The organism is Thermus brockianus, assembly GCF_021462505.1.
Lineage (GTDB): Bacteria > Deinococcota > Deinococci > Deinococcales > Thermaceae > Thermus > Thermus hydrothermalis.
In genome coordinates this window covers 1-12858 of the sequence record NZ_JAKEDV010000009.1, presented here as the reverse complement: position 1 = coordinate 12858, position 12858 = coordinate 1, and the positions used below count along the sequence as shown (strand labels likewise).

General features: G+C 67.5%; 11 protein-coding genes and 1 riboswitch. Of the genes, 4 read left to right on the top strand and 7 right to left on the bottom strand.

The window, feature by feature from the left end:
* Nucleotides 1–84 precede the first annotated feature (84 nt).
* A riboswitch (cobalamin riboswitch) is annotated at nt 85–239 on the bottom strand.
* A 31-nt stretch (nt 240–270) separates the two neighbouring features.
* Nucleotides 271–813, bottom strand: a complete 543-nt coding sequence (locus tag LXN00_RS10455) for a histidine phosphatase family protein (protein ID WP_234508009.1) — start codon at nt 811–813, stop codon at nt 271–273.
* Nucleotides 814–847: 34 nt separating this feature from the next.
* Here LXN00_RS10455 and cobT point away from each other — a divergent pair, with 34 nt between their 5' ends.
* From cobT to LXN00_RS10435, 4 genes are read left to right on the top strand one after another with little or no spacing between them, the layout of a single operon-like run.
* Nucleotides 848–1858: a nicotinate-nucleotide--dimethylbenzimidazole phosphoribosyltransferase gene (gene cobT, locus LXN00_RS10450; RefSeq protein ID WP_234508007.1), complete on the top strand. Its 1011-nt coding sequence runs from the start codon at nt 848–850 to the stop codon at nt 1856–1858.
* Nucleotides 1859–2554 carry an adenosylcobinamide-GDP ribazoletransferase gene (locus LXN00_RS10445; protein ID WP_234508005.1) on the top strand — a complete coding sequence of 232 codons (696 nt, stop codon included), beginning with the start codon at nt 1859–1861 and terminating at the stop codon, nt 2552–2554. It begins immediately after the preceding gene.
* Nucleotides 2533–3096 carry a cob(I)yrinic acid a,c-diamide adenosyltransferase gene (gene cobO / locus LXN00_RS10440; protein WP_234508003.1) on the top strand — a complete coding sequence of 188 codons (564 nt, stop codon included), beginning with the start codon at nt 2533–2535 and terminating at the stop codon, nt 3094–3096. The genes LXN00_RS10445 and cobO overlap by 22 nt, the downstream gene beginning before the upstream one ends.
* Nucleotides 3096–4415 carry a cobyrinate a,c-diamide synthase gene (locus LXN00_RS10435; RefSeq protein WP_234508001.1) on the top strand — a complete coding sequence of 440 codons (1320 nt, stop codon included), beginning with the start codon at nt 3096–3098 and terminating at the stop codon, nt 4413–4415. Before cobO ends, LXN00_RS10435 begins: the two co-directional genes overlap by 1 nt.
* A gap of 130 nt (nt 4416–4545) precedes the next feature.
* On the opposite strand, the gene LXN00_RS10430 is transcribed toward LXN00_RS10435, so the two are convergent.
* The 6 genes from LXN00_RS10430 to LXN00_RS10405 all read right to left on the bottom strand — a co-directional run.
* The gene (locus tag LXN00_RS10430) at nt 4546–7818 is read right to left on the bottom strand and encodes a DUF499 domain-containing protein (protein ID WP_234507999.1); all 3273 of its coding nucleotides are present in this window, start codon (nt 7816–7818) and stop codon (nt 4546–4548) included.
* 52 nt (nt 7819–7870) lie between these two features.
* Nucleotides 7871–8431, bottom strand: coding sequence for a winged helix-turn-helix domain-containing protein (locus tag LXN00_RS10425; RefSeq protein ID WP_234507997.1), 561 nt, complete (start codon nt 8429–8431; stop codon nt 7871–7873).
* 3 nt (nt 8432–8434) lie between these two features.
* Nucleotides 8435–8809, bottom strand: a complete 375-nt coding sequence (locus LXN00_RS10420) for a helix-turn-helix domain-containing protein (protein WP_234507996.1) — start codon at nt 8807–8809, stop codon at nt 8435–8437.
* A 44-nt stretch (nt 8810–8853) separates the two neighbouring features.
* On the bottom strand, nt 8854–9213 hold the full coding sequence (locus LXN00_RS10415; protein ID WP_234507994.1) for a hypothetical protein: 360 nt from the start codon (nt 9211–9213) through the stop codon (nt 8854–8856).
* Nucleotides 9214–9282: 69 nt separating this feature from the next.
* Nucleotides 9283–12117, bottom strand: a complete 2835-nt coding sequence (locus LXN00_RS10410) for a DUF1156 domain-containing protein (RefSeq protein WP_234507992.1) — start codon at nt 12115–12117, stop codon at nt 9283–9285.
* Nucleotides 12098–12858, bottom strand: a 761-nt coding sequence (locus LXN00_RS10405) for a Fic family protein (RefSeq protein WP_234507990.1), incomplete at its 5' end; no start/stop codon positions are given. The genes LXN00_RS10410 and LXN00_RS10405, both read right to left, overlap by 20 nt.

The window sequence follows — 12858 nt, the reverse complement described above, 5'->3', positions numbered from 1 at the left end:
ACCTTGGGGGGATACCGCCTTTCCTTTCACTTGGGAACGCCTTTTTCTCGTCATCCTTGCCTCCTTTCGCCCCTGCTCGGGGGCAGGTGAGGCGCGCGCTAGGGCGGGTATTCGGGCTTCCGGCCACGACGTGGGGTCTAACGCATGGGCCGGTTACCGTTGCGGCACAGCGCCGGACTTTCACCGGTCTTCCCCCTTTTCCGCCCCAAGACATCCGGGCCTTGGGGCACCCTAGCCGCACGGGCCCCGCTAGGGGGCTTGCCCTAGGTTTTACTCCTCTTCCCGCCCCCCGTCAACCGCTGGGGGGGCTATCCGCCCCAGGACCCTCCTCGGCCAGTCCACCACCACGGCGCTTCCCGGGAGGACGAGGCCGTCCTCCCCCAAAGCCCGGAGCACCGCCCGCACCACCCCCCCGTGGGTGAAGAGGAGGGCGGGTGCCCTAAGGGTTTCCAGGAAGCGAAACACCCGCTCCTGGAAGGCCTCCAGGGTCTCTCCCCCAGGGGGATGGAAGCCCTGGAACCGGAGGAGGGCTTCCTTGTGGAGGGGGTCTAGGCTTTCCCAAGGGGCTCCCTCCAGGGCCCCGAAGTGGATCTCCCTAAGCGCCCGGGTGGGCTCGGGGGTAAACCCCGCCAGGGCCGCTGTTTCCAGGGCCCGCCGCAGGTCGGAGCTATGGGCGGGGAGGGGAGGGAGGAGCCCTTTAAGGGCTCTCGCCTGTTCCCGCCCAAGGGAGGTTAAGGGGAGGTCGGTCCAGCCGAGAAGCCTCCCCTCCCGGTTCCAAAGGGTTTCCCCGTGCCGCACGAGCCAGAGCTCCATGGGTAGAGTTTACGCTTTTGGTATAGTGGGGGCCATGCGGCGGGAGGTTTTGGAAGAAGCCCAAAGGCGCATGGAGGACCTCACCAAGCCGCCCCGCTCCTTGGGGTACCTGGAGGAGGTGGCGGTGCGCCTGGCGGCCATCCAGGGCCGGGTGAAGCCGGAACTGGGCCAGGGAGCGGTGGTGGTGGCGGCGGCGGACCACGGGGTGGCGGCGGAAGGGGTTTCCGCCTACCCCCAGGAGGTCACGCGGCAGATGGTCCTCAACTTCCTCCGGGGCGGGGCCGCCATCAACCAGTTCGCCCTGGCCGCCCACTGCGAGGTCTACGTCCTGGACGTGGGGGTCATGGGGGAGCTCCCCGACCACCCCCGCCTCCTCAAGCGCAAGGTGCGGGAGGGCACCCGCAACCTGGCCCTCGAGCCCGCCCTCACCCGGGAGGAGGCGGAAAGGGCCCTCGAGGCGGGCCGGGAGGCGGCCAGGCGGGCTTTAGCGGAAGGGGCCACCCTCCTCGCCGCCGGGGACATGGGCATTGCCAACACCACGGCGGCCGCTGCCCTCACCGCCGGGCTTCTGGGCCTTTCCCCGGAGAAGGTGGTGGGCCGGGGGACGGGGGTGGGAGAGGAGGGCCTCAAGCGGAAACGGGAGGCGGTGGGGAGGGCCCTCGCCCGCCTGCGGCCCGGGCTTGACCCCTTGGGGGTGGCGGCGGAGGTGGGGGGGCTTGAGCTCATCGCCATCGCCGGGGTGTACCTGGAGGGGTACGCCCAAGGGGTTCCCCTGGTCCTGGACGGCTTCCCCGTGACCGCCGGGGCCCTTTTGGCCTGGAAGCTGGAGCCGGGGATAAGGGACCACTTCTTCGCCGGCCACCTCTCCCGGGAGCCCGGGCACCGGTACCTCTTGGAGGCCTTGGGCCTCAGGCCCCTCCTGGACCTGGACCTGGCCCTGGGGGAGGGGACGGGGGCGGTCCTGGCCATGCCCCTCCTCCGCGCCGCCGCCCGCATCCTCCACATGGCCACCTTCGCCGAGGCGGGGGTTTCCCGGGGCGGGTAGGTGTTTCGGGCCCTTTTGGCCGCCTTCTCCCTCCTTTCCGTCCTCCCCGTGGCCCGGGCGCTGGAGGGGGAGGACTTTCGCCGGGCCTCCGCCTTCTTCCCCCTGGTGGGCTACGCCCTGGGGGCTTGCCTCGCCCTCCTCGCCTTCCTCCCCCTCCCCCCGGGCCTCCTCGCCGCCCTCCAGGTGGCCCTCCTCCTGGGGCTCACGGGCCTCCTGCACCTGGACGGGCTCCTGGACGCCGCCGATGCGCTTCTCGGTTCCCGGCCTCGGGAGGAGAGGCTTCGCATCCTCAAGGACCCCCACCTGGGCCCCTTCGCCTTCGGGGTGGGGGGGCTCTACCTCCTCCTCCTCTGGCAGGGCCTGGCCTCGGCACGGGACCCCCTTTTCCTCCTCCTCTTTCCCGGGTTCGCCCGCTTCGCCTTCTTGCCCTTCCTCCACCTTTACCCCCTCCTGGGCCCGGGGATGGCAGCCATGGTGCGGGGGGGGCCGTGGGGGGTGGCCTTTCTCCTCGCCCTGCCTTTCCCCCTCCTCTTCCCCCTTTCCGCCCTCGCCGCCCTCCTCGCCGCCTTCGGCGTGGGAAGGCTCGCCCTGGCCCGGCTTGGGGGGGTAAACGGGGACATCCTGGGGGCCATGATCGCCCTGGGGGAGCTAGCTTCCCTGCTAACCTATGCCCTATGGAAGAGCCTCGCCGGGTGAAGCCCTACGCCAAGCCCCAAGGGGAGAGGAGGGGTCTCCTCCTGGTCTACACCGGGGACGGCAAGGGCAAGAGCACCGCCGCCTTCGGCCTCGCCCTCAGGGCCCACGGGCGGGGCCTGAGGGTGCGGGTCTTCCAGTTTGTCAAGCACGCCACCGCCCGCTTTGGGGAGCACCGGGCCTTCGCCCGGCTCGGCATCCCCATAGAGGGCCTCGGGGATGGTTTCACGTGGAAAAGCCGGGACCTCGAGGCCTCTGCCCGCCTGGCCCAGGAGGGGTGGCAAAGGGCCAAGGAGGCCCTCCTCTCGGGGGCGTACGACCTGGTGGTCCTGGACGAGGCCACCTATCCCTTGCGCTACGGGTGGATCGCCTTGGAGGAGTTCCTGGAGGCCCTCAAGGGACGCCCGCCCCACGTGCACGTGGTGGTCACGGGCAGGGGGGCGCCCGAGGCCCTCTTGGACCTGGCGGACACGGTGACGGAGATGCGCAAGGTGAAGCACGCCTTTGACCAGGGCGTCCCGGCCCAGAGGGGGATAGAGCACTGATGCGCCTCCTCCTTGCGGCTCCCCACTCGGGCGCGGGCAAGACCACGTTTTCCCTCGCCCTGGCCTTGGCCCTGAGGGAGCGGGGCCTGAAGGTCCAGGCCTTCAAGGTGGGCCCCGACTACATAGACCCCACCCACCTCGAGGCCGCCACCGGCCGCCGCCCCTACAACCTGGACGGCTTCTTCCTGGACGAGGAGGGCCTCCGCTCCCTCTTCCGCCACGGGGCGAGGGGGGCGGATTTCGCCCTGGTGGAGGGGGTGATGGGGCTTTTTGACGGGAAGGACCCCTTGGGGCGGGTGGGGTCCACGGCCCAGGTGGCGCGCCTCCTGGGCCTGCCCGTGGCCCTGGTGGTGGACGCTAAGGGGATGGCGGGCTCCATCGCCGCCCTGGTGCGGGGCTTCCGCGACCACGACCCCGAGGTGCGCCTCGTGGGGGTCTTCGCCAACCGGGTGGGTTCCGAGCGCCATGCGGAGCTCCTCCGGGAGGCCCTCGCCCCCTTGGGCCTTCCCCTCTTGGGCTGGCTCCCCCAGGACCCCGCCCTGGCCCTGCCCGAACGGCACCTGGGCTTGGTCCTCGCCGGGGAGGTGGCCCCGCCCCTGGAGGCCCTGCGGCGGGCCTTCCGGGTGGACCTCGAGGCCACCCTTCGCCTGGCCCAGGCCGCCCCGCCCCTCCCCGAGGCCAAGCCCTTCCTCCCAAAGAGGCGTCCTCCCCGGGCCCGGGTAGCCTACGCCTGGGACCGGGCCTTCCGCTTCTATTACCCCGAGGCCTTGGAGCTTTTGGAGGCCCTGGGGGCCGAGCTCATCCCCTTTAGCCCCCTGGAGGACGAGGCCCTTCCCCAAGCGGACGCCCTCCTCCTCGGGGGTGGCTACCCGGAGCTTTTCGCCGAGCGGCTTTCCGCCAACGGGGCCATGCGGGAGGCCATCCGCCGCTTTCCCGGGCCCGTGGTGGCGGAGTGCGGGGGGTACATGTACCTCTCCCAGGGGCTTTGGGTGGGGGAAAGCTTCTACCCCATGGTGGGCCTGGTCCCCGGGGAGGCCCGGATGGCGGATAGGCCCGTCCTGGGCTACCGGGAGGTGGAGGCCCTCCGGGATAACCCCCTGGCCCTTAGGGGAGAGGTGTTTAGGGGCCACGAGTTCCACTACGCCCGCCTTCCCCAGTCCCCAAGCCCCGCTTGGCGCCGGGTGGGGGGAGAGGAGGTGGAGGGGTACACGGACGGCAGGGTGCTGGCGAGCTTCGTGCACCTCTACCTTCCCGCTCGGCCTGAAGGGGCGAAGCGGCTCTTGGCAAGGGCCCGTGTGGAGGGTGGAGGGCTCGCTTAGACCTACCCCCTGTTGGGGTAGAGGATGGGAGCCAGAGGAGTTCGGTTTCCCGCCCGTTTCCTGCGGGGCCGCCTAGGCGTCCTCGTTGAAGGAAAGCCCCGGCCCCAGGTTGGCGGGGGTGGGGCCGGGGCTAGTCTTCCAGGCTGTAATCGTGGCTGATGTGGGGGCTATTCTCCCGCAAAACCCGTTGGAGTTCCTTGGAAAAGCCCTCCTCGGCCTCCGCCTGCACCTCGAGGACCACCCTCACCCGCACCCCGGGCTCCCCCGCCAGGTGGCGGACGATCTCTTCGGCCACAAGGCTTGCGTCCCTTACCAGGTCGGCGGGGTGCACCTCCTTTTTCAGGTAATAGCGGCGGGGCCTGGGCTCGGCGGAGATGGACGGGGCGGGGCTGGGGGCTGGGCCAACGTCTTTGTGGGGATCTATCACCGTCGGCGGAGGGCCTGAGGTTCCTCCGTCCCGCCCCTTCTCTTGCCCCAGCAAGGCTTCGGCCCGCTCTCGCTCCAGGAGATACCCGGAGAGGTTAGGCGTGACGGGTTCCCGAAGGAACACCCTGGCCCTCTCCCCTTTCCGGTCGGCGTAGCCGAAAAGCCCTTCCTGAACGCCCTCCCTAACCGCACGGAGGAGGACCTCCTCGTCCTTGAGCTTGGGCAGGTAGGGGTAAGAGGCGAAGGCCTCCCAGAGCCAGCTTAGGGAGAGCTCCCCGTCCTTGGCGGCGAAGAAGCCGTGCTTGGTCAAGGTTTCTTCCAAGAAGTTAGGGTGCCACTCCGTGTAGACCAGGCCTTCGTTCTTCGCCTTGGCCGCCGCCCGCTCCAGGGGTTTGCCGCTACCCAGGAGGCGGATGGCGCTCAGCTCCAGGTGGGGGGCCTTGGGATCGGGTTGGTGGAAGGCCAGGAGGTGGCGGTAGGCCTCTTCTAGGCGCAGGTCAAGCGTTTCGCTCGCCTCCTTCACCCGGGCTTCCACCTGGCGCACGTCCGCCTGGCCCAGGTTAAGCCGCTCCTTGTCCTCCAGGATGGACTTCCAGGCCAGGTAACGGCGGCTCGCTTCTATTAGGTCGGGTACCAGGGTGGCCTCGGCGGCGAGGAAAAGGAGGGTGTTCCGGTAAAGCCTCGGGGCCTGGCCCCGGCGCTCCAGAATTTCCCGGGCGAGCCGCTCCGCTTCGGAGTTCTCCTTGGCGTAGGGAGCGGTGGGGGGCAGGACTACCAGACGCAAGGCGGGTTCGTCGGGCATGTCCCCGCTTCCCGAGGGGGCGGCGTGGACCGCTTGGAAGAGGGCGGGGCGGGCCCTGGCCCAGGCCTGGAGGCGGGAGAGGATTTCCGCCATGGCCTCGTGCTCGTCCAGGGAGGCCATCCGGTCCTGGGCCAGGCGGTTCAGGCTAGGACGGGTTTCAAACCAGTAGCGGTCCCCCTCGGCGTGGAAGTAGGTGAGGCGGTCGGAAAGGGCCTTTAGGGCGTCGGTGAAGAGGGAGGGGCTTTCCCCGGGCTGGGCCACCCCCAGCTTCACCCGCACCCCCTGCACGCCCTTGGGGCGGTGGGCCTGGCCCGGGCTTGCAGCGGCGGGGGCGGTGGCGAGGAAGACCGCACGGGCCACCCTGCGGGCGGCGTGGTGGCGGGCCAGGGCGGGGCGCTCCCGCTCCAGGATGAGGGCCTTGGCGTTGGGGCCGTCTATGTCGGCGTCCACCACCTGGTCAAAGCCCTCCTGGTAGCGGGAGAGGTGGCGGACGAGCTCATACCGAGGTCCTCCGGCGTCTAGGGGTAGGCTCCCTGGGAGAATGAGAAGGGAAGGGTCGCCCCGGGTCCAGAGGGTGTGGACCACGAAGGCCATAAGGCGGAGGACCCCCCGGGTGCGCTGGAAGCCCTCGAGGGTGGACCAGTCCTCGTAGAGCCGGTCAAAGAGTTCGGGGTGGATGGGATAGGCCGCCTTCATGCGGCGCTCGTAATCGGGCTCCAGGACCTCGCTGGGGAACTCGCCCTTGTTTTCCCGGTAGTAGCGCATAAACTCCCGCACCACGGCGTCCCGCTGGCGGTACCCTTCTTCCGAAAGGGGAAGAAAGAGGCGGCGGCGGACGATCTCGTAGGCTTCGTCCTGGGTGGCGGGTTGCCACACGGACTCCAGCCTCCCCACCACGTTTTGCAGGCGGATGAGGGCCTCCCGCCCGCCGCTTCCCCCCACCTCCATATCGGAAGCGGGCAAGGAGGCCACCACCAGGGTACGGGAGCTCCGCTTGGCCGCCTCGGTAAGGGCCTGGGCGAAGGTGAGGTTTTGGTCAAAGGTGCCGGCGGGCAGGTCCGTTTCCCCGTAGAGGTTGCGAAGAAAGGCTACCCACTCGTCAATGAGGATGAGGGCGGGGCTGAAGCGGTCAAAGAGCGCCTTGAGCACGTCCGAGCCCGGGGCCACCCCCTTCTGGTCTTCCTCCTCCACCATGCGGTAGCCCTCCACGCCCCCAAGCTGGTAGGCGATTTCCCCCCAGAGGGTGCGCACGGTGATGCCTTCGGGCTTGAGGTGGGTGCGGGCGGGGCTGAAGGCGGTGCCCACGAAGACGGCGCGGCGGGCCACGGGCACCTGGGTTATGCCCGCCTGGGCCAAGAGGTCTTCCAGCCCCGGCACCTCCTTGGGGTCCACCCGGCCGCCGAAGAGGTGGTAAAGGGCCAGCATGGAGTGGGTCTTGCCGCCCCCGAAGGCGGTCTGGAGCTCCACCACGGGGTCGCCCCCTTCGCCGGAGAGGCGCCTAAGGGCGCTTTGGAGGAGGCGGGAAAGCCCTTGGGTCAGGTAGGTGCGGCGGAAGAACTCCTCCGGGTCGCCGTACTCGGGGCCAGCCTCCCCCTTGTGAACCTGGGCCAGGTCGGCGGCGAACTCCGCCTCGCTGTAGCGGCCCGAGGCCACGTCGGGGTGGGGCGTGACCACCTCCCGCCAAGGGGGAAGGCCTCTAGGGGCCAAAACCTGGGTGGGTTCGCTTACCCGGCGCTCGGCCTCGCGCCTTGCGTCCTCTTCGTAGCGCCGCCTGAGGAGCTCGCGGGCCATGCGCCCGGTTTCCCGGGCTTCCTCGGCGGCGATCATCTCCAGGAGGCGGGTGATGCTATCCAGGGCCCGGTGGGCGTCCTCGAGGCTGAAGGCGTTCTGGTGGCCCCAGCGGTTGCGTACCTCTATGAGCTCCTTGACCAGCGTCCGGCCCCAGCGGCCGAGCTTCTCGTCAAAGACCTCGGCCCAGCGGTAGTCCATGAGCTTGAGGAGGGCCTGGGTGTCCGGGTCTTGGAGGGAGTAGCGGTCCCCCCTCAGGACCTCCGCCATCTCCTTGGCCCAGTCCTCCTTGTAGACCCTGCGGTACTCCTGTTCCACGAAGGGCTTAAGGGCCTCCTTCAGGAGGTCCAGCCCACGCCCCACGATTTCGCGGTTGCTGAGCGCCATAGTAAAAGCATATCGGCCAGGAGGAAGCGCCCCTGGCCAAACGCACCTCGCGTTAAAGCTTTAGCACGGGAAGCACCAAACGTGGGAGCCCCATCTGGCTGGTTAGAAAGTCCACGTAAAGGCGGAGGTAGGGCCAGAGGTTTAGGGGCAGGTTTCGTTGGCTGAAGGTTTGGAAAAAAGCCCCTTCGGGGAAGTGGGCGCTTTGGTAGGTGGCGGCTACGCGGAGCTTCAGAAAACCAAAACTGCCAAGGGCGTCCTTGATGTCAAGGTGGAGTTCCAGACCGGCTTTAAATCCGCCCTCTATTTTGTCGGGTCCAAACGCCTTTAGAGGGGTGAGCACGGGCTCCAGGGGCTTCCCCTTCTGAGGAGGGCGCTCCAACTTGGCTTGGACCTCCACAAGCTCCACGGACAGGATTTCCAAGCCCTCAATAAAGCGGCCGTAGGCCTTAGGGTCCACCTCCGTTTCGGATGGGGTGCCCTTGGGCTGGAGGAGGCCCGCCCTGCGCAGGGTGTTGTAAACCCGTTGGTACGACAGCCCGAGCTCCTTAGCTATTTCTGAAACGCTTTTTCCCTTCCTGTAAAGCTCGCGGATGGTTTCCGATTTGCTAGCCATGGTTTAGGCGGCGAAGGAGGAAGCCTCTTTCGGAGGGGGATACAGGGAGTCCACACTCACATGGGCCCAACTTGCGGCGCCCGTTTCCAGGGGCTCATCTGGGGAGAGGCTGTAGCGGGCAAGCACCTCGCCGCTTTCGTCAGCGAACTCAAGCCGCAAGGAAAGGCCCAAAGCCTGGGCGTACCGGGCCAGGGTTTCCAGGGTAAGGGAAAGCCCCGCAGCGGTTTCCAGCTGGCTAATGCGGCTACGGGAAACCCCAAGGCGCTGGGCTACTTCCTCCTGGGTGAACCCCCGGTGGTCCCGCAGGTAGGTAAGAAGCTCCCGCAGCTCCTCCTCCAAAACCTCCCGATAGAGCCGCCGCTCCTCGGGGTCCTGCATGACCTCCTTGAAGTATTCTGCAAAATTAGTGCCCCTAGGCATACTCAGTTCACCTCTTCCCTGTGAGCCCGGACGACAAGGTCCAAAAGGCGCTTGTCGGGTTGGTCCTCCTTCTTGAGCTCTCCAGCCACGACCAAAAAGGTGGAACCCAGACGAAGAAAGTAAATGCGCATGGCGCCTTCCTGGGTGAGTTTGCGAAGCTCGTGAATCAGCACGCCCTTGCGGCGGAAGGATTTGACCTTGGGTGGCCGCATTTCGTCGGTACCAAGCTCTTGAAGTTCCCTAAGAAGGCGCATGGCCAACTGGTGGAGGTGGGGGCGAAAGCGCTTCAGTTCCTCAAGCCACTCGCGAAAAGGTTCGCGCCCTTTGGGGTCTTGGTAGAAGACCACCTGGTATCGCCCCACCTCACGCCCCCATGTTATTACCCCCAAGATAGTTAGTCAAGGCTAACCTCCGTGCCATCCTCGGCTGCTCTAGCCAAAAAGCCTTTCCTGGACCCCCTTACGCTTTGCGGCCTCCAGTGCCAAGTGCCCATAGCTTCCCGCCAGCAGGTTGAAGTTCAGGGCGTCTTCCGCTCGGCCTTCGCGCTCGGCGATCTGGTAAAGCCGGTAGGCGAGGGCCCTCGCCCCCTCTTGCAGGTTCCCAGCGAGCCTGGCGAGGAGAGCCGCGGCGGCGCTTTCCCCAGGCCCGGCCAGAAGGCGGATGAGGTGGTGGGCCGCTTCCCAGACGGAGGGGCGCTTATCGGCGCTGGGGTCCCAGTCCTCGGGGTATTCCTCGGGGCGGAGGAGCCGCACCTTGCCGCCCTTGGCATGGAGGATACCCCCCTCCACCAGGCCCGCCACGGCCACGTTCTTGGCCTTGGCTAGGGTTTCGGCGTCCCCATAGGGGCCTTCCTCGTAGCCGTACTGCTCGTACCAGGCAATGGCGAAGCGGGTGTCGGGGTCAAACTCCGCCTCCTCCTCGGCCAGGAACTCGTCCAGGACCTGATTGATGAGAGCCAGGGCTTCCCGCACGGAAAGGGGGCGACCATCCGGCTCCAAGACGGCGGCGTAGCGGCTGAAGACGGCCATGCCGGGCCCGATGGCGCTTTGGGCCAGGTCCACAGGGGGGATGCTCCCTTGGGTGAGTGCCCTTAGGGCCTCGGGGAGCTCTTGACGCAAGGCCCGGAGGAAGTCCTGCCGGGTCGCCCTGGGGGCCCCTTGCGGGCGCGGGCGGCAGACCAGGACGATGGAGGAGGCGAGGGCGTTTGCTCCCTGGCCCCGGGGGCGGTTGGCGAGCTCCGTGCGCATGGGCCAGGTGGCGGTTATCTGGAAGCCCTCGTCCACCAGGCCCTGCAAGAAGGTTTCCCATCCGGTGGAGGCCACCTGGGGGGTTCCCTCCTCTTCTTGCCCCTCTTCGTCCACCTCCTGTTGCTTGAAGGCGTAGTAGAGGCTTAGGGGGTAGTCCGGGTGGGCCTTGGCGCGCAGGTGGCGGAAGACCTGGCGCATGCCCTCTTCAAAGCGGCGCTTGGCGGCCTCCTTGCCCCCGTGCCGGTAGGGGTCGGCGATGAGCTCCTCCTCCTTGGGCACGAGAAGGGTACGGAAAAGCTCGGGGTAGGTGTCTTTCAAGGTTCTCCGGAGCCAGACATAGAAGAAGTCCGAGAGGGCGGCGTAGCTGATGTTGTCGTAGTAAGGGGGGTCGGTGGAGATGAGGGGCGGGGAGGGCACCCCGTTCACCGATTCCGTGGCGTTCACCTGGCGGGCCTGGCCAGGGGGGTGGGCGGGAAGGGCCTCTAGGGCGCGGGCTACCCAGTCCACCATGCCTTCCCAAGCGCCCGTGGCTTCTCCGAAGGGGTTGGCCTCGGCGAAGTCCCAGGTCATGGGGAGGGCTTGGCGGGCAAATACGCTTCGCACGTTATCCCGACTAGCATCCCAGGTGGCAAGGGTGCTGTGACGATTGGTCATGTGGTTCAGTGCCAGGGCTAGATACACACCGACCGCCTCCGCATACGCCCTAGCCTCCCGCCCTCCTTGGGCCAGGGGTACGCCGTCATCGGGAAAGCCCGCCTTTAGGGCGTCCTGGTAGGCTCTCTCCCTAGCCTCGGCCACCAGGTCGGCGAAGGTGGTGAGGGCCTCGAGCTGGCGGGGGGTGAACAGGTCGGCATGGGTAGTCAGGCCGTATTGGGTGCACCAGATGTTGCGGGGGTCGTGGGCAAGCTGTGTATCAGGTTTCCATACAGGCTTTGCCTTGTGAGCTACCCTTTCGTGCTCGGGCTCCGGGGCATGGTAGCTCCGGCCCCCCTGCCCCTCGGCCACAATGGCCATGAGCCGGGCCCCAAGGCGCCCCGCTTTCCCCTCCTGGCGCACGTGCTCCAGGGGGATGGCGCTCCCGCAGACCAGGCAGATCCCGCCCCGGCGGTTGATGGTGCCCTCCACGGGGGGTTTCCCCTTATGCTCCACCCGGAAGGAAACCCTTCCCCCCGCCACCTTGGGGACCACGAAGGCTTCCTTGCCCTTCTTCTTGGAAAGCCAGAAGGAGCGAACCAAGGGAGCCTCCGCCCGGCACCCGGGGTTGGGGCAGGTCACGGTCCGGGCCCAAATCCAGGCGATGACGGTCTTCCCGTCCACCTCGGGGTAGAGGTGCCCTATGCGCTCCCTGGCCCTTTCCCGCATCCAGGCCCCGTAGTGGCGCACGTCCCAGGCAAGGCCCTGGGCCCCATGGAAGCGGTCGCTTGCGTTGGCCTTCGCCCGGTATTCGGGGTTCACGGGCGGCAGGCCGGCAAAGCGGGCGGGGATTTCCAGAAGGGCCTTGTTGAGGAGGACGGCCACGGGGTTCAGGTCCCCGGCGTGGGCGGAAAGGCCCAGGCGCTGGGCCTCTAGGGGTATGGTGCCGCCCCCGGCGAAAGGGTCCAGCACGGGCGGGGCTTGGCGAAGGAGGGCCTCTATGGCGGGGCGGTCCTCCTTGGAGGCGGGAGGGGCTTGGCCTAGGCTTCGGGCCAGGCTCTTGGCGATTTCGTACTGGGCCTCGGCGATAACGCCCTGGCCCGGGTTCAGGGCCTCTTGGGGATTTTTGACGTTATCCCAGTTTACCAGACGCTCCAGGAGCTCAAAGAGCCTTTCCCGCTCCTGCTGGGCCTCCTCGGGGGGAAGGTGGACCCCGGGGTCGTCCACCAGGCTGGCGAAGAGGACGGCTCGGGCGGCGGCCAGGGGCCGCCTGGCCCACCACAGGTGCAGGGTGGAGGGGTGGCCATGGCGGATGGACTTTTCCCGGCTCGCCTCCCGGTTGATGGCCTCGAGGGGTAGGGCGACCTCAATGAGCTTCTTCGGCATGGCTGGGCTCCTCCAGGGTTTGCAGGATTTCCCGGGCGCCGTAAAGGCGGTTGCGCCGGGCCTGGCTTAGGGGCGTGAGTATACCGTCTTCCACAAGCCTCCCTATTAGGCGCATGGCCCAGGCGTGGGTTACCTCTAAACGTTCCCGCACGATGGACGCCGTAAGTACGGGCTGCTCAAAGAGAAGGTCAATCAGGGCTAAGAGGTGCGCGCTCCCGCCCTTGTCCTGATAGATTTGCCGCCAGTTTTGACGGAGGGCTATGAGTCGCTGGGCCTTTTGGGTGGCGTCCTTCGCCTCGGTTTTTACACCTTTGAGGAAGAAGACAATCCATGACATCCAGTCTCCTGTCTGGCTAACGCGCAGAAGGAGATCGTAATACTGGCTCCTATGACGCTCAAAATAGGCGGAGAGGTACAAGGCCGGCTCGGGCAAAAGGTTCCGCTCCAAGAGCATCAGGGTAATCAGGAGGCGACCAATGCGGCCGTTGCCGTCCAGGAAAGGGTGTATAGCCTCAAACTGGTAGTGTACCAGGGCTATCTCCACCAGGGGGGGTAGCCCATGGTCGCTGTGCCAGAAACGCTCCAAGGCGTCTAGGGCTTCCAGCATGGGGCCTGGAGGCGGGGGCACGTAGCGGGCCTCAGCCAGGGTGCACCCCGGGGGGCCAATCCAGTTCTGCGTTCGCCGGAACTCGCCCGGGGCCCGGCTTTGGCCCCGTACCCCTTGCAGGAGAACAGCGTGCA